Below are 18772 nucleotides of genomic sequence, written 5' to 3' on the forward strand. Positions count from 1 at the left end.
GGGCTGTCGACCGCCGCGCAGGATCCGCGTCATGCCGTGACCGCACACAGGGCGCACAAACCTGCGCATGACCCGGATGGGCGATCACGACTTAATCCCCCCCCCGCGCGGGATTTCCGGCGCGATGCGGCCGATGGCCCAGCCTTGCGGCCTCACCGCCGGTTGCGCGCCGCGACCAGCACGGCGAGCGCCGCCGAGGCGCGCCGTTCGCGGGCGCTGTCAGCGCGGCTGGTCAGCGCGATTGGGATACGGGCGCCAAGGGCTATTCCCGCCGCATCGGCACCCGCCAGATAGTCGAGGCTCTTGGCCAGGATGTTGCCCGCCTCAAGATCCGGGGCGATCAGGATGTCGGCCCGACCGGCGACGGGCGAGTTGATGCCCTTGATTCGTGCGGCCTGTTCGAAGACCGCATTATCCATGGCCAGCGGTCCGTCCACGTCGGCCCCGGTAATCTCTCCGCGTTCGGCCATCGCGCGTATGGCTTGGGCGGCGACCGTGGAGGGAATGTCGTCGGTCACCGTCTCGACGGCCGAAAGCAGCGCGACCCTGGGGCGCTCGATGCCCAGCGCATGGGCAAGCTCGATGGCGTTTTGCACGATGTCGCGCATCGTATCCAGATCGGGGCGGATGTTGACGGCCGCATCCGAGACGAACAGCAGGCGCGGGTAGCCCGGCACATCCTCGATGAAGACATGGCTCATCCTGCGGGCGGTGCGCAATCCGGCAATGTCGATGACCGCGCGGAGCAGGACATCGGTATGCAGGCTGCCCTTCATCAGGGCATCACACCCACCCTCCGCGGCAAGTTGCGCGGCGGCGCTGGCCGCATCCCGGGGTTCCGGCACGTCGTGAATCCGGACACCCGACAGGTCCACGCAAGCCGCCTCGGCCGCGGCGCGTATCTTATGGCGGGACCCGAAAAGCACCGGCTCGATGAGGCCCGCCCGGGCGCTGCCGATCGCTCCTTCGATCGACGGGGCATCGACCGGATTGACGATCGCCATGCGGATCGGACCGGCTTCACGGGCAAGATCCTCGATATGCTCGAACCGGTCGGGTGGATGTCCCGGCTCCAGGGCCACAGGGCGGCCGAAACGTCGCGACACCGCTTTCTCGGGGGCGATCACCTCGACCCGACCCGACAGGATCACCGCCCCGTCCTTCCGGCAGCACCGGCAGTCGAGCTGCACCTTGCGGGACGCCTTGTCCACTGAAGCGACGCTGGCCTCGACAACGGCCAGGTCGCCTTGCTTCAGCACGTCGTGAAAGTCGAGCGACAGGGCGGCGAGGGATGTGCCCGGCCCGGGCAGCCGGGTGGCGATCAGGATCACCAGCAAGCTCACCGCGATCCCGCCTTGCGCCAGCGCCGCGCGGAAGATGGGATCGGAAGCCAGCGCCCGGTCGATTCCATTTTCCGAAACGTCGGCCGCGAAGGTCGTGAAGCTGCGAAGGTCGCCTGCCGGAACCCGGCGTTCGATTCTCGCGCTGTCTCCCCGCTTCAAGCTGTCGATCGGGCGGTTCGCGATGGTCTTTTCTTCGCTCATTTCTGCAACACGTATGTTCCGGGGGCATCGTGCAGCGGCTGGTATTTTCCCTTCCCGGTGCCCAGACTGGGCGGCTCTGTCTCGGCGCCGGACCGCTCGTTCAGCCACGCGATCAGCGCCGGCCACCACGAGCCATCGCGCTTCTCGGCCACGGTTTCCCATGTCTCGGGCGGCACATAGGGATCGTCCTGTTCGGTGGTGTGAATGTGGAACGACCGCCCCTCGTGCCCCGGCTCGCTGACGATCCCGGCATTGTGCCCGCCGCTGGTCAGCACGAAGGTCACCTGCGGTTCTGTCAGCAAATGCAGCTTGTAGACCGAGTGCCACGGCGCGATATGGTCCGAGGTGGTCGAGACACAGAAGATCGGAACCTCGATCGCGTCGAGTGTCACCGGCTTGCCGCCGATACGGTATTGCCCCTGCGCCAACTCGTTGCCCAGATAGAGCTTGCGCAGGTATTCACTGTGCATGCGATACGGCATGCGCGTCGCGTCATCGTTCCAGGCCATGAGGTCGAACATGTCCTGGCGCTTGCCCATGAGGTATTCGTGGATGTAACGCGACCAGATCAGATCGGCCGAGCGCAGCAGCTGAAACGCCCCCGCCATCTGCCTGGTGTCGAGATACCCCTGATCCCACATCATGTTCTCGAGAAACGAAACCTCGCTTTCACTGATGAACAATTGCAGCTCGCCGGGTTCGGTGAAATCGACCTGTGTGGCCAGCAGGGTCAGCGAGGCCAGCCTGTCCTTGCCGTCGCGCGCCATCTGGGCCGCCTTGGCCGCCATCAGCGTGCCACCCAGGCAATAGCCCATGGCATGGACCTTCTGCTCGGGCACGATCGTCTCGACCGCGCCGAAGGCCTGCTCGATCGCGTCGAAATAATCCGACATTCCCATGTCGCGATCCTCGGCGGTGGGGTTGCGCCAGGATACCATGAACACCGTGTAGCCCTGTTCGACGAGGTAGCTGACCAGCGAATTGTGCGGGCTGAGATCGAGGATGTAGTATTTCATGATCCAGGCCGGCACGATCATGATCGGCTCGGCCTTCACCTTGTCCGTCTTCGGGGCATACTGGATCAGCTCCAGAAGCCGGGTCCGGAAGACCACCTTGCCCGGGGTTGTGGCGACATCCCGGCCCGGGATGTAATCCTCTGTTCCAACCGCCGGTTTGCCGGAAATCGCGCGCTCCCAGTCCTCCAGGAAATGCTGCATCCCGCGCATGAGGTTCGCGCCGCCCTCGTGCAGCGTCGCCTCGGCAACCTCGGGGTTGGTGGCAATGAAATTCGAGGGCGAGACCATATCCAGCATCTGCCGCGTGGCGAACGAGACGACATTCTCGTCGCTCTCGGTCACGCCGTCGATGTCGCAGGCGGCATTGTACCACCATTGCTGTGTCAGCAGAAAGCTCTGGTGCATGAGGTTGTAGGGCCAGCGTTGCCAGCCCTCGTGATCGAAGCGGTGGTCGTGGTGCAGGGGCTCGATACAGCCCGGCGTGTTCGGGTCGCGCGCCAGCTGGTTCAGGTAAACGCCAAAGCGCATCGCCTTGCGCGCGGCCTTCTCGGCCAGCTGCACCTGCTTGCCGGGGGCGCCCATCAGGTGAATGCCCCAGGTAAAGAACGTGGATGCCAGGCCATAGGGCGTGACCCCCAGCGTGAAGCGGGCAAGATGGGCATTGAAGGCGCGATCGAGGCTCTTGGTGCTGTAGCGGTCCGGCATCTCGAGGGGAGAATGATGGACGATCTCGGGCGGTTCCGGCGCCAGTTCGCCGCGTGCCTCCGCCTTTTCATCCGCGGTCGCATCCGCGACCGGCGCAGGCTGGTCCTTGTCCTTGGGTTTCCGGTTCTCGGTCTTCTGACGGTCTGTGCGTGTCTCGGGCATCGGGCTCCCTCATGCGTGATCGCTTTGGAACGGAGTTTAGGCGGCTAGCCCATGTGTAGGCCACCATTGATTGCAAGTGTCGCCCCGGTGATGAAGCCGGCGTCGTCCGAGGCGAGGAACCGCACGCAGCGTCCGATCTCGTCGGGATCCGCCAGACGTGAAACCGGCACCATTTCGAGGAGCTTCTTCAGCATTTCCTCGGGCACCGATGCGACCATTGCCGTGTCGGCGTAACCTGGCGCGATCGCGTTCACGGTCACACCCTGTCCCGCAGATTCGCGGGCCAGCGCGCGGGTGAAGCCCTCGATGCCGGCCTTTGCGGCGCAGTAATTCGTCTGACCTGCCTGGCCCCGCGCGGCATTGACCGACGAGATGTTGATGATCCGCCCGAAGCCGCGCTCGCGCATGCCGCCGATCACCTGCCGCGTCACGTTGAACATCGACCCCAGATCGACGCCGATCACGGCATCCCAATCCGCACGGTCCATCTTGTGAAACATGACGTCCCTGTTGATCCCGGCATTGTTGACCAGGATGTCGAGCGGTCCGATGGCCTCTTCCACTTCCTTCAGGCCCTGCACACAGGCGTCATGATCGCTGACATCCCATTCGAAGACCGGCATTCCGGTTTCTTTCGCGAAGTCGTCGGCCCGTTCGCCGGCGCCAAGATGGGCGACAGCAACGGTCACCCCCGCCGCGGAGAGGGCTCTGGCTGCCGAGGCGCCAAGGCCCTGCACGCCCCCTGTCACGAATGCGGTTCTGGTCGCGTTGGTCATTCCATTCTCCCGGTTTTCCTGGTGTTTCATCGTCAGTCATCATCCGTCATCACGCTCGGGCAGCCCTGCGATTCCCTGCCCTCCGGCGATGCAGAGCGTCACCAGCCCACGGCGGATGCCGTCGCGCGCCATGGGGTGCAGCAGCCCTGTGGCACCAACGGCCCCGGTTGCCCCGATCGGAGGGCCGTGCGCGATGGCGCCGCCTTCGACAGTCACGAGGTCTTCGGACCGGCCGGGTTCGTCGGTCAGCGCAAGGGTGATGGCCGCGAACGCCTCGTTGATCCCGGCGCGCTCGACGTCGCCCGCCGCCCAACCGGCGCGGTCGAACGCCTCGGCCCCCGATCCGGAAGCGCGGGTGACGGTCATCGCCGGAATGGAAGCGGGCAGCCCGCCGTTCAACGCGGCCTGGCGTGCGGGGTTCATCGCCGACCCGGCCTGGATCACGTTGCCGAAGACGACCGTAGCGTCCTTTTCCGGATCAAGGCCGCTGCGCCGCAGCTCCTCGCCGACGAGGCGCGCGCCAGGCCCTGACGCTGCGATCGCGTTGACGCTGCCGCCGGATCGTCCGATCGGCGTGCGGACGCAATGACACAGGACGTCGGCGCAATCTGGCATGGTCAGCGCTCTTTCCTTCCGGGTCTGCAACAGGCTGACATGCGCGCCAGCCGGACATCCTCGAGGCCCGTCCGGACCGTTCTCTTTCCGCCGCGTCCCGAAAGGGCGCCCCGGCGGCGTCCCGGCGGCGTCGAGCCCGACGCTAAAGGTTCATCGAGGCGACGCCATTAACGCATGTTAATGTTTGCCGGACATGACACAGGTAACCCTTCTGGTGATGTGTCGGGACAGGTGAGGCTTTGGCCAAGCCGGTCCGGTCATGCGAATGACACGGGGCGGGCCTAGACTCGCCCGATCCGTGACTGCACCGAGAGGTCGAGATGGACGCAGAGGACCCAGTCCATGGATAGTTTCGTCCTGATCGCCGAAGGCGACCCCGGACAGGCGCCACAAGGCCGGTACGAATTCCGCATCTGGCCGCGCGTCTGGCCGCGGGCGGCAAGGCTGGTTCAGAAATCCTGGCCGCTCGCGGGCGCTGACCGGCGATCCGACATCTACCTGTTCACGCCGCATAGCCCTCTCCGGCTGGTGAAGCTGCGCGGCGGAACGCAACTCGAAGCGAAAAGGCGGGGCCGCGATCTTGGACCGCTGCAATACTGGACACATCATTCCTATCCCCGCTTTCCGCTCTCTCATCGGGCGCTTCGGGCCCTGGCGCAGGAACTGGGGACGGCTTGCCTGCCTGCTGAAGCCGGCCTCTCGCCGGCTCATCTGGTTGCCGGTCTCGGCGCATCGGCGCCCGATGTCCTGCCGGTAACCGTGGGCAAGGCGCGGCTGCGTTTCCAGAAGGCGGGCAGCAGCCTCGAGATCTGCCATGTCGTCAGCGCCGGTCAGTCACGGCGCACGCTTGCCGTCGAGGATCCCGATCCCGACAGCGCGCTGCGGGCGCTTGACGGCCTCGGCATCGGCCACCTGCCGAACCTGTCCTACGGCGACGCGCTGTGGGCCCGGACGATACCGGTGTCCCCGACATCGACGCCTTCAAATCGAACACTCTGAAAGGATGAACACATGAAACGCCTCGAAGGAAAGACCTGCATCGTCACCGGTGGTGCCCTGGGCATCGGCAAGGCCACGTGCCTGCGGCTTGCGAGCGAGGGTGCGCGCGTCGCCGTGACCGACATCGCCGACGACGACGCCAAGGCGGTCTGCGAGGCCATCGCGGCACAGGGCGACACCGCCGAATTCTGGCATCTCGATGTCAGCGACGAAGCCGAGGTGCGCGCGGTCTTCGACGCGGTCGCCGACCGCTTCGGCCAGATCGATGTCGTGGTGAACAATGCCGGCATTTCCGGGGTCAACAAGCCCACAGACGAGATCGACGCCGACGACTGGCGCAAGGTGATCGAGGTGAATGTCAACGGCGTGTTCTATTGCACCAAGGCGGCGATCCCCCACATGAAAAAGGCGGGCGGGGGAAGCATCATCAACCTGTCCTCGATTTACGGCCTGGTCGGCGCGCCGGATCTGCCGCCCTACCACGCCTCGAAGGGCGCGGTGCGGCTGATGACCAAGACCGATGCGCTTCTGTATGCCAGGGAAGGGATCCGCGTGAACTCGGTCCATCCGGGCTTCATCTGGACGCCGCTTGTCCAGGCGATCGCGCAGGCCTCGGATGAGGGTGAGGACGCCTTTCGCAAGGGCCTCGACGATCTTCATCCGGTCGGCCATGTCGGCGAACCCGAGGATATCGCCGCGGGGATCGCGTATCTTGCCTGCGACGATGCGAAATTCGTGACCGGATCCGAGCTTGTGATCGATGGCGGATACACGGCGCGATAGGCTGACCGGGTCCACGGGACGGACGGCCCATCGATGCCGCAGCGATCATGCCCGCCATGTGCGGCGCGGTTCCGGCACCGGATGCGGACCGTCACCCGCGCGGTCCGACCGCGGGGACGCTTTCTCCGGCGCGGATCCGGACCGTTCCCGCGGCGGGCCGGCTGAAGAAACACGGCCCCAACCGGCTTCGGAAAACAGCAGCGCCCGAGCCTGATCGTCATCCTCAGGCACCCGTTCGAAAACGTCATCGTCTGGCTTCTGGCCGGGGCTGCGGTCGTTGTTGTCCCGGTCCTGAACGGCGCGATCGGCCTTTTTACCGAACGGCGCGCGGCGCGCGCGATCGGGTGCCCGGCGAGTTTGTCGTGCTTGAGGCCGGCGACGTGGTGACGGCCGATCCGAGGCTTGTCGAGGCATCGAACCCGAAGCCCGACGAAACTGTGCTGACGGACGAGGCGGTTGCCGATGATGCCGCGTCGGGCGAGGGCATCGAAGTCGCGACCGGCATGGCGACCGGGACCGGGCGGATCCGCGACCGCGCGCAAGGCGCCGAGGAAGAGGCGCCGCCGCTGGATCGGCGCCTGATCCGTGGGGCCCGTCCGGTCTGGCTGACGCTGGCTCTTGCGGCGCTGACGATCGCTGCGGGCATCCTGCGCGGCGACGAGATCGAGCCCGGGCAAGACGACCGTCCTGGATGGGCGTGGCCTGTCGGGGCGCTGTGCAACAATGCCGAGCTTGGCGACGGCTTCGAGGATGGCCGGGCCGGCGACCCGATGGAGATCGCGCTGCGGACGCGCGCGGTCGCCCAGTCGTGGAACGTCTTCAACCTGCGCGATCCCGAGGCGGGCCTGACCCTCCGGGAGCCGCCGGGCTCGTCCTGGCCGCGGTCGCAAGCCTCGTGCCTCTGGTTTCAAGGCAGGCCCGGATCGTCCTGAGGTTCAGGCTTTCCGCGATGGCGGGGTGAAGCCCGTCGGTCGCCGCGCGACCTGCAACGCGCGATGTGTGGCCGGCCGGCGCGGCCATGTCCCGTTCAAGCCGCTTTTGGGGCCTGAACGATCAGGGATATCGGCGTTGCCTGCGTGTCCGGTCAACGGTCGTTCGGATCGTGCGTTTCACCGCAGGGAAATGCGGCCATCCCCCGCGCTTGCAAAGCATGCGTTCCTGGGGCGATCATCGCCGACACAGAGGACGAGAGGGAGAACATCATGTCGATTCCGGGTGTATCACCATGGCCTATCTGAGATTCGCCGCAATGATCGCGACATCCACAGCGGCAATGTACATCATGATGTACCTTAACACATACAGCCTTGACCATGTGTTCTGGAGCCAGACCCGCGCATGGATGGCGCTCTACATGGGGGCCGGAATGGCGGTGATCATGCTCGCCTTCATGCTTGGCATGTATAGGCATCGCACGCTCAATATCGCGATCTTTGTCGCAGCCGGACTGGTCTTCGCTTCATCGGTTTACCTGGTTCGCAGCCAGAGAACCGTTGATGATGTCGCCTGGATGCGGGCCATGATCCCGCATCATTCGATTGCCATCCTCACAAGCGAAAGGGCCGGGCTGACGGATCCCCGGGTCCGCGAACTGGCCGACGAGATCATCGCAACCCAGCGCAGAGAGATCGAATTGATGGCAGAACTGATCGCCGACCTCAGGACCCGGCAATAGGCGCGCTGTCGTCCTGTGATCGGCGGGCATTGACGCAGGTTAAGGCGTGACCGCAGCACCGTGTCCTAACCTCGCCGTCCAGGCTCGGCCGAAAGATTTTCGTTTTCACGAACAGAGCCTTCGGCCGGCGACCCGGAATGCGGCGAACGGGTCGAGGCTGTGGCAGATACAAGGGAGACGTCTCGATGCAAACAGCTGTCGAAATTTCCTTCAAGCATGTCGAACCCACGGACGAGATCAAGGCGCTGATCTCTGACAAGGTGGCGCAGCTTGAAAAATTCTATTCAGGCATCACCAGTTGTCATGTCTATGTCCGGGCTCCTCACCGGAGCCAGCGCACCGGAAACCTGTTCGAGGTCACCATCGAACTGCGCGTGCCCGGCAAGGAGCTTGTAGTGCGGCACGATCAGAATGACGTCGCCGAGCACGAGCACCTGAAGGTCGCAATCCGTGACGCCTTCGCGGCGATGGGCACGGAGCTGAAAGGCTGGAAGGCCCAGATCAAGGGCGAGACAAAGCTTCACGATGGGCCGCTTCAAGGCAAGGTCGTCGAGATCCACCACGACCGGGATCATGGCCAGATCATCGCGACCGACCACCGGCTGATCTATTTCCATCGCAACAGCGTCGTCGACGGCAGCTTTGACGATCTGCAGCCGCGCGATGAGGTGGAACTGGTCGTCCAGACCGATGAAAGCGATATCGGGCCGCAGGCCAGCACGGTGCGTCGCATCGGCGCGCTGCAATACGATCCCACGACAAAGCCCAGTCGCCGCTGACCGCCACCGATGCGCAAGCCAACGGGAAGGACGTCTGGTCCGGACGCGAACAGTCGCGGCGGCCCATGCCCTGGGCCGGCCATCAGGACGGCGTCGGGGGCCGAACCGGGGCCATTCGTCCCGTTCCCTGGCCGGGTTTTCTTGCTAACGTGCCGGCATGAAAGAGCTCCATCGCAGAATCATGCTTCTCTACACAGGTCAAAGCAAGAACGCCCGACGGTTCCGCTATGGGCTGATCGGCTTCGATATGGTCAGCATCCTCTATTTCATCGCCACGGCCGCCTTGCCCGCCACCGCGCTTACCGTTGCCCTGAACGCGGGTCTTGGATTTGTGATCCTGCTGGATCTGGGGGCCCGGCTCTGGATTTCCGGGAACCCGCGCAGGGAACTTGCCCGGATCTACACGCTTGCGGACATGATCGTCGTCGCCTCCATCATCCTGACGCCGATCTTCAGCCAGAACCTTGCGTTTCTTCGTGTTCTGAGGGGGCTGCGGGTGATCCACGCCTATCACCTGCTGCGCGATCTGAGGCGCGAGAGTCTGTTCTTCCGCCGTCACGAGGATGCGATCCTCGCGGGGGTGAACCTGTTCGTCTTCATCTTCGTGACGACGTCGTTCGTCTTCGTTCTGGGCTTCGACGAACAGGACGGGGTCGCCGCCTATATCGACGCGCTCTACTTCACGGTGGCGACGCTGACGACCACGGGCTTCGGCGACATCACCATGACGACGCCGGGCGGCAAGCTGTTGGCCGTTTTCATCATGGTTTTCGGCGTCGCACTTTTCGTGCAGTTGGCGCGGGCGATTTTCCAGCCGTCCAAGATCAAGTACAAATGCCCGGAATGCGGCTTGAACCGGCACGAACCGGATGCGATCCACTGCAAGCATTGCGGTGAAGCGCTGAAGATCGAGACCGAAGGCGAGACAGGGACCTGACCAGGCAAGCCCGCGCCCGACCACGCGCCGCGAGGCTGCATGATCCGGGAGTCAGGACCGGGAAAATTGGGGAAACGGGCGCATGGCCGAAGAAGCCGATCTGGACCTGGACGAAAAGCGACAGGCCGACCGATACGAGGCTGTGCCCTCGGCCGTCATCTTCGAGGCGATCCGCCGCGAAGGCGAGCACGAACTGTCGCGCTCGGCAAGCGCGCTGTGGTGGTCCGGCGTGGCGGCGGGCTTTGCGATCAGCACCTCGGTGCTTGCCAAGGGGTCCCTTGCCTCGATCCTGCCCGACTCAGGCTGGGCTGCGGGCATCTCGAACCTGGGTTACACCGTCGGCTTTCTGATCGTGATCCTGGCCCGGATGCAGCTCTTCACCGAGAACACGATCACGCCGATCCTGCCGCTGTTTCTCAGGCCGACATGGGCGAAGGCCGTCAATATCGCCAGGCTCTGGGGCATCGTGTTCGCGGCCAACATGACGGGCTGTCTGGCGGCGGCGCTGGTGCTGGTCCACGGGCATGTCGTGCCGGATACGCGCTTCGAGGGCATCCTGTCCATCTCGTATCATTATGCCGAAGCGACGCCGTTCGAGCATTTCGCCTGGGGCGTTCCGGCGGGTTTTCTCATCGCCGCGCTGGTCTGGATCCTGCCGCGCATGGACAGTGCGGGCGAGGTGCTGATGATCGTGATCATCACCTACATCATCGGACTTGGCGGCATGTCGCATGTGGTGGCGGGCGCGACCGAGCTGTTCATCCTTGTGGTAAGCGGCAAGCTGGGGCTGGCCGAAGCCGTGTTCGGCGGCATCGTGCCGGCCTTCGCGGGCAACGTGCTGGGCGGCACCGGCATCTTTGCGGCGCTGACCTACGCGCAGGTGCGCAACGAGATCTGAGGCGCGGGCCGCGTTCGTTCCCTTGCCGTGTCGAAAGCGCGGCAGGGCCTGCAACGATCGATGCGGCTTGTAGCGTTCTGTCCCTCAGGACGGGTCCGTGCCGCGTTCGTCCGGCGACAAGAGGTTGGTCCTGGCTTCGGGCAGATCGGTGTCCTCGGCCTGGCGCCTGAGATCGCCATCATCGGATTTGAGGTCGCCCTCGCCGGACGAAACGGTCGCCGCATCGGCCTTGTCGCCGGCGGCAAGGGGTCGTGGCGTGTCCTGGGCATCGCCGGCTTCGTCGCGACCGTCGGGGATCCGCAGCAGCGGCACACCCTCGGGAAAGATGACTTCATGGACGGGTGCGGGCATCGAGATCCCTGCGTCCTGAAGCGCACGCTTGACCTGGCGCATCAGGGATGACCGGAGCTTGACGATCGAATAGGTCCTGCCGTCAAACCAGAACTGCACCCGGATGTTCACCGTGGATGGACCCAACTCATCGACGATGGCACCTGGTTCGGGATCGCCAAGAACGGCAGGATGCGCGCGCAGCGTCGCAATGATCAGTTCCTGTGCCTTCGCGATTGAATTGGCATAGCCGATGCCGACGGTGAATTCGGTCCGTCGATTGGGGTTGCTCGAGAAGTTGGTGATGACGCTCTTGAAGACCGCCGAATTCGGGATCTGGATGTGATTGCCATCCAGGGTCAGCAGGATCGTGGTTCGCATGTTGAGGTTCTGCACGATCCCTTCATGTTCGCCGATCCGTATCCAGTCTCCGGCCCTGAAGGGATTGCGGGCACTCAGCAGGATGCTCGCCAGCGAGTTCTCGGCGATTTCGCGGAAAGCCAGACCGACGATGATGCCGACCAGTCCGGTGCCGCCCAGAACCGTGACGGCAAGCCGTGTCAGACCTGCAATCTGAAGGACAAGATACAAGCCGATGAGGAAGATTGGCAAGGCGAGCGCCCGCGCCGCGATGTCCACCAGCAACGGAGACGTCAGTCGGCGTTGCAGGATGCGACGCGACAGGCGGGCAGCGCCCCGCGTCAGCAACCAGAAGATGAAAAGGATGAACAGGGAAACGACAGTCAGCGGAGCGAACCATTGCGCCCGCGCGACCAGTTGCTCCAGCTCTCGCCAGGTCGGGGTCAGGTCCCAGCTGATCGGGCGCTGCACCGCGATCCGGTTCACGACCGCGACCACGTCCTGGGTCCGCCGCGCGAGTTGCTGGGCCCAGTCCCGATGCTCATCCGCCTCGGTCTGCCCGTCCAGGAACACGATCCCCTCGCGCACGGAAACGTCCAGCGGATCGAACCAGTTGCTGGCCTTGAGAATGTTTTCCAGACGCTCCGCGATCTGCGTGTCGCGCGCGCCGGGTTCCACTGCGATCTCGCGCGTGACCTCGGGCGCCGCCGCGCTGTCGTCGATGGGAATATCCTGCGCCCGCGAGGGCGCCGCGCCAAGGCTCAGCATCACGGCCAGAAGGACGATCAGCCGCCCGAAGGGATTGCGCTGGCGACGGTCTGAAGACATCGGACACTCCATTTCAGCGGGCCGCCGCACTCCGCGATGCCGGCGCCACGATGGCGCAACCCGGAACGAATGCGGGACAGGCCCTCGGGACCGGTCGCGCGCGACCGCCCCGTTCGGGCAGGCGGCACCGGCGATTTGCGCCGTGACCGTTCGGCTCACGTCTGCTGGACCTCATCGAGGCCGCGCGCCAGAAATGCACCGAGCGCGGCGATGAGGGCAAAAGACATCAGGACCGGCGCCGGTCCGAAGCGGTCCGCCGCCAGTCCGAAGATCCCGCTTGCCAGCAGCGCGGCGCCGATCAGTGTATTCGACAGCGCGGTGTATCGGGCCCGGAACGCGTCCTCGGCCATGTCGGTCAGGTGCAGCTTGCGACCTGCGCGCACGCCCTCATAGGCGATCTGCGCGGCAAAGATCGCCGCTGCCGCGCCAAGCGCTCCGCCAAGCCCGCCGAAGGCCATGCCGACCGCGCCCACCACGGCGAAGACCGCGGCCCCAAGCGCACCCGCCGCCATCAGCGTCTGGCGGCTTGAACGGTCGGACAGCCGCCCCCAGACATAGGATGCCAGAACCGAAGCGGCGGTCGAGGCCATCACCAGCGGCCCAAGCTGATCCAGAGCATTTCGGCCCGACGCCGCCGACAGCATGACGATGAAGGGCGGCGCCAGCGCAGTCACGGCCAGCGCCGCGCGCGAGGCCACGAAGACGCGAAGCTGGCGGTCGGTCAGGATCGGCTGAACCAGTGCGGCAAAGGATCCGTCGTCATCCTTGTCGTCAGTGTCCGATTCCGGCTCGCGCAGGGTCAGGAAGATCGCCGAAGCCAGCAGAAACGCCGCCCCCGCCACGGCGATGATGACCGCAAGCGGCGCGACGGCGACCGCGAAGAGGCCCGAGGCCATCAAGGCGCCCACGCCGAAGACCGAGACCGAGGCGACGGACGCCGCAAGCCCGGTGATCGCCCCGCGCCGCCGCTTGGTGATCGTGCGTGCCAGCGCGTCCTTGTAGCTGACCGACGAGGCCGAGCGCGCCACCGCAAGCACCGCGAGGCAGGCCACGATGACACCGCCCGCCACCGCGCCCGACAGCAACAGCGCCGCCGCCGCGATGCCAAGCGCCGCGATCCCCTGCACCGCACTGCCCGCGGCCCAGAACCGCTTGCGCCGCGGGCTTGCCTCGACCAGCCGGGCAAGCGCGAGTTGCGGCAGCAGCGCACCGGCCTCGCGCACAGGCACCAGAAGCCCGACCATCGCCCCCGGTGCCGACAGGGCGGTCAGCAGCCACGACAGCACCAGCTTGGGGTCGATCAGCGCGTCCGCCGTCTTGGTCAATGTCAGCGAGACGACATGCACGACCCCGTTGCGCGCCTCGCCGGGGCGAATCGTGTCCCGGTCGGCGCCGGTCAGGGTGGAAAAGGCATCCTTCATGGTCATGTCGCGTAGGTCCGGTTCAGTGGGCGAGGACAAGCATCTGGAAGGCCATCATGGCCGAGAAGGCCAGCGTCACGGCGGTCGCCGCCGAGCCGCTATCGACTTTCTTCGTAGCTTCGGGAAACAGTTCGGAAAAGACCATCCAGATCATCGCGCCCGCCGCAAGGCCGAGGCCCACGGGCAGGAAGGGCCGGAAGGTTTCGACGAAAAGATAGGCGGGTGCGGCCATGATCGGCTGGGGCAGGCTGGTGAAGATCGCCCACAGCGCGGCCTTCCAGACCGGCGTGCCGCGCGGCACCAGAACCAGCGCGATGGCCAGCCCCTCGGGCACGTTGTGGAAGGCGATCGCCGTGGTGATGTAGGCGCCCAGGCCCTCGGACCCGGCGAAGGATACGCCGACGCCCACGCCTTCGGCAAAGGAATGCGCCGTCATGATGCCAAGGATCAGAAGCGCCTTGGCCGCGCCCGCGCCCTGCAGGTCGGCCACCTCGACGTCGCCCGCGCCGGAAAGCAGCCGGTCGGCCACCACAATCGCGCCAAGCCCCGCGAGCACGCCCACAAGCGTCAGCATGACATTCAGCGACACGCCCTCGGCGACCAGGCTGTGGCTGGCGGCCAGCATCAGGCCGGCTGCGGCGGCGTTCGACCAGCCCATGGCCCGGTCGCCGACCTTGTTGACGAACAGGAAGGGCAGCGCGCCAACGCCGGTCATGATCGCGGTCAGCAAGGCCGCCGCGATGACGATCCAGAGGGCTGTGTCCATGATCGTGGTCCCGCAGAGGCAAAGGAGGTCCAACCTTGCGCCGCCTGCGAAAAATTCCCGGGCGGCGCAAGTGCGTCAGTGTGGCGGATCAGTTGGCGGACGAATCCTCGTCCGCCGCGCTCCATGCCTCGGAGAAGGCGCCCCACGCGTCCGAGAAGCCGGTCTTCAGCTCGTCCCAGGCGCTGCTCGCTCCGGATTCGAGCGCGCCGTAGCGCTCGCCCAGACGGTTGCGCGCCTGCCGCAGGTCACGCAGCCGTGCCTCGGCAGTCTTGCGCGCGGCCTCGGACATCTCTGCCCAGTTCTCGCGCAGGGCCTGCTCGCGCCGGTCAATCTCGGCGTCGAGACGATCAAGGGCCTCGCGCGCCTCGGCAAGCGCCTGCTCACGCTCCTGTTCGGAATAGGATCCGATGGCGTCCATCGCTTCCGAGATCTCTGCGCGCACCTCGTCAGCCGTGGTCAGCGATTCGGCATCCTGCGCTGCGGCGGGCAGGGCAAGCAGGGCCGCAACGCCCGCAACGCGCAGGGTATCGAGAAAAGACATCCGCGCCGCTCTCACCTGAACCGTGACATCGCGCTTTCGAAGGCACCCGAGATGCTGTCCCAAGCCTTGTCGAAGCCCGACTTCATGTCGTTCCAGGCGTCATCGCTGGCTTCGCGGACCTCCTTCAGCTTTGCCTCGGCCTCGTCGCGCTGCTTGCGGGCTTCGTCCAGCTGGTTCTGGTACTCGATCTTCGCATCGGCCTCGGCCTCGCCGACCTTGGCCTTCATCTTTTCGATCTCTGCGTTCCACTCGTCGATGCGGGCCTTGGCCTTTTCGATATACGCACTCTTGTCAGACATCGTGGTTCCTCCTGGAATACTGAACGGACGCGAATCCGCCACCCCAACGATAGCGGATTGCTCGGGCCAAGGATACATGCGACCTTCTGAATGGCAACCATGACCATGATTGAAGGGATTCCGCCATGTCCGAAGCCGAAAAACTGACGCTGCATATCGTCGACCTTGCCCGCGGGAATGACGAATTCCGCAAGGTCCTGTGGACCGGCGACAAGACGCAGCTTGTCCTGATGGCGATCCCCGAGGGCGGCGAAATCGGCGGCGAGGTGCATGAGGGACATGACCAGTTGCTGTATTTCGTGGCCGGGTCCGGCGTGGCCAGGATCGGGGATGTGGAAACCGACATCTCGGACGGCGATGTCAGCATCGTGCCGTCGGGCAAGTTCCACAATTTCCGCAATACCGGGTCGGGCATGCTGAAGCTTTTCACCACCTACAGCCCGCCCGAACATGAACCGGGCACCGAGCACGCCACCAAGGCCCAGGCGGATGCGGACGAGTAAGCCCATGAGGGTCGATACCGTGATCGTGGGCGCTGGCAGCGCGGGGCTTTCGGCCCTGCGCGAGGTTCGGCGCTATACCGACGACTTCCTGCTGGTCAACGACGGCCATTGGGGCACCACCTGTGCCGCCGTCGGCTGCATGCCCTCCAAGGCGCTGATCGAGGCTGCGAATGCGTTCCACCGGCGCGACGCGTTCGAGGAATTCGGCATCCGTGGCGCCGACGGCCTGCGCGCGGACATCCCGGCGGTGCTGGCGCGGGTTCGCAGGATGCGCGACCAGTTCGTGAAGGGCCCTGAATCCGTGCCCGACAAGCTGGGCGAGCGCGCCATGTCCGGGCGTGCCCGGTTGCTTGGCCCCGGGCGCCTGACGGTCGACGGCAACGAGATCGAGGCGCGCGCGATCATTCTTGCGCCGGGCAGCCGGCCGGTGGTGCCGGGCCCGTGGCGTGATTTCGGCGACCGGGTCCTGACCACCGACACGCTGTTCGAACAGACCGACCTGCCGCGCCGCATCGCCGTGATCGGCATGGGTGCGATCGGGGTCGAGATCGCGCAGGCGCTGGCCCGGCTGGGGCTGGACGTGGCGGGGTTCGATGCGGTCGATGGCATCGCGGGGATCGACGACGCAAAGGTGCTGGCCGCGTTTCGCCCGCTGATCGAGGCCGAGGTCGCGCTGCATCTGGGTGCGCCGGCCGAACTGCACGAGGCGGGCGGCGCGATTCGCGTGACCGGTGCGGGCGGATCGTTCGAGGCCGACGCGGTCCTGGCGGCCGTCGGGCGAAGACCGAATACCGACCAGCTTGGGCTGGACACTCTGGGTGTGCCGCTCGACGACAGGGGCATGCCCGAAATCGACCCCTCCACGCTGCGCATCGGCGATCTGCCGATCTTTCTGGCGGGCGACGCGAACGGCTATCGGGCGCTGTTGCACGAGGCCGCCGACGAAGGCCACATCGCCGGCCGCATGGCCGACCCGGATGCCGCCGGCGACGGTCTGTGCCGTCGGACACCCCTGTCGATCGTGTTCTCCTCTCCGCAGGTCGCACGGGTCGGTCAGCCACTGTCCGATCTGAAGGACATGGACATCGCCACGGGCAGCTTCGACTTTTCGGGGCAGGCGCGGGCGCGCATGGCGCAGGCGAATGCCGGCGTTCTGCGCATCCATGCCGCGCGCGATACCGGAACGTTGTTGGGCGCCGAGATGTGCGTGCCGGGGGGCGAGCACCTGGCGCATCTGCTGGCCCTTGCGATCGAGCGCGGGTTGAGCGCGGCCGACATGCTGGCGATGCCGTTCTACCACCCCGTCCTGGAAGAGGGTCTGCGCAGCGCCCTGCGCGACCTGTCGAGCGAGGTTTCAGACGCAGGCGGATCCGACTTGTCGAACTGCAAGGCGATCGGGCATGATGGACTGGACTGACGCCGGCCCTGACAGGCCGGCATGACGGCCGCGATCATGGATGACCTCGAGATCCTTCAGCGACTTGGGCTGGCGCTGGCCATAGGCCTGCTGTTCGGGCTGGAACGCGGATGGCATCAGCGCAAACTGTCCGAGGGCGACCGCATCGCGGGCGTGCGGACCTTCGCGATTGCGGGTCTTCTGGGCGGGGTCGGTGGTTGGCTGGCATCGCTGACGCAACCCATCTTTCTTGCCGTGGCCTTTCTTGGCCTCTCGGGGCTGCTTGGGGTCAGCTACTGGATGCGCCTCAAGCAGGACGACGATGTCGGCCTGACCACCGAGATCGCCTTCCTGCTGGTCTTCTCGCTCGGGGCCGCGTCCGTGCTTGGCAACATGCCCGCGGCGGCGGCTGTCGCGGTGATCGCGGCGTTGCTGTTGTCGATGAAAAAGCGGCTGCACCTGTGGGTGGCGCGAATCGAACGGCTTGAACTGGAGGCCGTTCTGAAGCTTGCCCTCATCTCGGTCGTGATCCTGCCGCTTCTGCCGGATCAGGGCTATGGGCCCGGCGCGACCCTCAACCCCTATCAGGTCTGGTGGGCGGTCGTCGTTGTGGCGGGTCTGTCGTTCTTCGGTTATGCCGCCATCCGCCTGGGCGGTGCAAGCCTGGGCATCCTTGTGACAGGGCTGTTTGGCGGTCTTGCCTCTTCGACATCGACGACGCTGGCGCTGTCCCGCCTGGTGCGCGCGCAAGGCGCGCTGGCCCGGCCCGCGGCGGCGGGAGTCGTGATCGCGGGATCGGTCACGTTCCTGCGCATCCTGGTCCTGGTCGCGATCTTTCAGCCCGCGCTGATCGCGCCACTCTCCATCCCGATGGGCGTGATGGCCGCTTCCGGCCTGGTCTCGGCCGGATTGATCTGGCTTCAGGCAAGAGGTGGCGAGGGGAGGCAGAGTGAACTTCATGGCATTGCGAACCCGCTCGAGCTGACGACCGCGTTGCTGTTCGGGATATTGCTGGTCGTCGTGCTGTTGGCCGTCCACCACCTCAAGATCTGGATCGGAACCAGCGGTGTCTTTGCAGCCGCCGCGCTTTCGGGCATCACGGATGTCGATGCACTGACGATCTCGGTCTCGAAACTGGTCGGCGAAGATCTGACCGCCGCGAACGGCGCAACCGCGATCTTCATCGCGGCATCGGTCAACACGGCAGTCAAGGCGGGGATCGCGGTGGCGGTTGGCGGCCGGGCCATTGGCGTTCGCGTCGGTGTCGTCTATGCCGTGGTGATTGCTGCGGGGGCTCTCAGCCTCTGGTTTTTCGGCTGGAAGGGATGAAGGCATGTTGGCAGGCGGCCGGGTTGAAAAATCTTCGGGCCCGGAACCGAGGCGGCGCCTTGACGCTAAGCCGCCAGCGGCGCGGCCGTGCCGGGCGATGGATCGGCGGG

The 18772-nt window shown here is 65.7% G+C and carries 19 protein-coding genes; 10 read left to right on the forward strand and 9 right to left on the reverse strand.

Going from position 1 to position 18772, the window contains the following annotated elements:
* Positions 1-152 precede the first annotated feature (152 nt).
* Genes L1965_RS13530 through L1965_RS13545 form a run of 4 tightly spaced genes read right to left on the reverse strand, consistent with a single transcriptional unit; the run spans position 153 to position 4818 of the window.
* On the reverse strand, positions 153-1544 hold the full coding sequence (locus L1965_RS13530; RefSeq protein WP_235756980.1) for a bifunctional enoyl-CoA hydratase/phosphate acetyltransferase: 1392 nt from the start codon (positions 1542-1544) through the stop codon (positions 153-155).
* A complete protein-coding gene (locus L1965_RS13535; protein WP_235756981.1) occupies positions 1541-3427 on the reverse strand; it encodes a PHA/PHB synthase family protein in 1887 nt (628 codons plus the stop codon). The genes L1965_RS13530 and L1965_RS13535 overlap by 4 nt, the downstream gene beginning before the upstream one ends.
* A gap of 44 nt (positions 3428-3471) precedes the next feature.
* Complete coding sequence (gene phbB / locus L1965_RS13540) at positions 3472-4203, reverse strand: acetoacetyl-CoA reductase (RefSeq protein WP_235756982.1); 732 nt, start codon at positions 4201-4203, stop codon at positions 3472-3474.
* 39 nt (positions 4204-4242) lie between these two features.
* Positions 4243-4818: a thiolase family protein gene (locus L1965_RS13545; protein WP_235756983.1), complete on the reverse strand. Its 576-nt coding sequence runs from the start codon at positions 4816-4818 to the stop codon at positions 4243-4245.
* A gap of 342 nt (positions 4819-5160) precedes the next feature.
* Between L1965_RS13545 and L1965_RS13550 the strand changes: the two genes are divergently transcribed.
* From L1965_RS13550 to L1965_RS13580, 7 genes are all read left to right on the forward strand, one after another.
* On the forward strand, positions 5161-5817 hold the full coding sequence (locus tag L1965_RS13550) for a hypothetical protein (RefSeq protein WP_235756984.1): 657 nt from the start codon (positions 5161-5163) through the stop codon (positions 5815-5817).
* A gap of 12 nt (positions 5818-5829) precedes the next feature.
* The gene (locus L1965_RS13555; protein WP_235756985.1) at positions 5830-6600 is read left to right on the forward strand and encodes an SDR family NAD(P)-dependent oxidoreductase; all 771 of its coding nucleotides are present in this window, start codon (positions 5830-5832) and stop codon (positions 6598-6600) included.
* Positions 6601-6944: 344 nt separating this feature from the next.
* On the forward strand, positions 6945-7532 hold the full coding sequence (locus L1965_RS13560; RefSeq protein WP_235756986.1) for a P-type ATPase actuator domain-containing protein: 588 nt from the start codon (positions 6945-6947) through the stop codon (positions 7530-7532).
* Between the two features lie 86 nt (positions 7533-7618).
* Positions 7619-8275 (forward strand): DUF305 domain-containing protein, encoded by a 657-nt coding sequence (locus L1965_RS13565; RefSeq protein WP_235756987.1) that lies wholly within the window; start codon positions 7619-7621, stop codon positions 8273-8275.
* A 185-nt stretch (positions 8276-8460) separates the two neighbouring features.
* Positions 8461-9054: an HPF/RaiA family ribosome-associated protein gene (locus L1965_RS13570; protein WP_235756988.1), complete on the forward strand. Its 594-nt coding sequence runs from the start codon at positions 8461-8463 to the stop codon at positions 9052-9054.
* A 157-nt stretch (positions 9055-9211) separates the two neighbouring features.
* The gene (locus tag L1965_RS13575; RefSeq protein ID WP_235756989.1) at positions 9212-9991 is read left to right on the forward strand and encodes a potassium channel family protein; all 780 of its coding nucleotides are present in this window, start codon (positions 9212-9214) and stop codon (positions 9989-9991) included.
* An 82-nt stretch (positions 9992-10073) separates the two neighbouring features.
* Positions 10074-10889: a formate/nitrite transporter family protein gene (locus L1965_RS13580; RefSeq protein WP_235756990.1), complete on the forward strand. Its 816-nt coding sequence runs from the start codon at positions 10074-10076 to the stop codon at positions 10887-10889.
* Positions 10890-10973: 84 nt separating this feature from the next.
* On the opposite strand, the gene L1965_RS13585 is transcribed toward L1965_RS13580, so the two are convergent.
* The 5 genes from L1965_RS13585 to L1965_RS13605 all read right to left on the reverse strand — a co-directional run bounded on the left by L1965_RS13585 (position 10974) and on the right by L1965_RS13605 (position 15434).
* Positions 10974-12407 (reverse strand): mechanosensitive ion channel family protein, encoded by a 1434-nt coding sequence (locus L1965_RS13585; protein WP_235756991.1) that lies wholly within the window; start codon positions 12405-12407, stop codon positions 10974-10976.
* A gap of 155 nt (positions 12408-12562) precedes the next feature.
* A complete protein-coding gene (locus L1965_RS13590) occupies positions 12563-13834 on the reverse strand; it encodes an MFS transporter (protein ID WP_235756992.1) in 1272 nt (423 codons plus the stop codon).
* A 16-nt stretch (positions 13835-13850) separates the two neighbouring features.
* On the reverse strand, positions 13851-14594 hold the full coding sequence (locus L1965_RS13595) for a ZIP family metal transporter (protein WP_235756993.1): 744 nt from the start codon (positions 14592-14594) through the stop codon (positions 13851-13853).
* A gap of 88 nt (positions 14595-14682) precedes the next feature.
* Positions 14683-15135, reverse strand: a complete 453-nt coding sequence (locus L1965_RS13600) for a sll1863 family stress response protein (protein ID WP_235756994.1) — start codon at positions 15133-15135, stop codon at positions 14683-14685.
* A gap of 11 nt (positions 15136-15146) precedes the next feature.
* Positions 15147-15434, reverse strand: a complete 288-nt coding sequence (locus tag L1965_RS13605) for a sll1863 family stress response protein (protein ID WP_235756995.1) — start codon at positions 15432-15434, stop codon at positions 15147-15149.
* A 125-nt stretch (positions 15435-15559) separates the two neighbouring features.
* On the opposite strand from L1965_RS13605, the gene L1965_RS13610 reads away from it, so the two are divergent.
* Genes L1965_RS13610 through L1965_RS13620 form a run of 3 tightly spaced genes read left to right on the forward strand, consistent with a single transcriptional unit; the run spans position 15560 to position 18662 of the window.
* Positions 15560-15937: a cupin domain-containing protein gene (locus L1965_RS13610; RefSeq protein ID WP_235756996.1), complete on the forward strand. Its 378-nt coding sequence runs from the start codon at positions 15560-15562 to the stop codon at positions 15935-15937.
* Positions 15938-15941: 4 nt separating this feature from the next.
* On the forward strand, positions 15942-17354 hold the full coding sequence (locus L1965_RS13615) for a dihydrolipoyl dehydrogenase (RefSeq protein ID WP_235756997.1): 1413 nt from the start codon (positions 15942-15944) through the stop codon (positions 17352-17354).
* 36 nt (positions 17355-17390) lie between these two features.
* Positions 17391-18662, forward strand: a complete 1272-nt coding sequence (locus L1965_RS13620; RefSeq protein WP_235756998.1) for an MgtC/SapB family protein — start codon at positions 17391-17393, stop codon at positions 18660-18662.
* Positions 18663-18772: the final 110 nt, after the last annotated feature.

The organism is Paracoccus salsus (genome assembly GCF_021556615.1).
Lineage (GTDB): Bacteria > Pseudomonadota > Alphaproteobacteria > Rhodobacterales > Rhodobacteraceae > Paracoccus > Paracoccus salsus.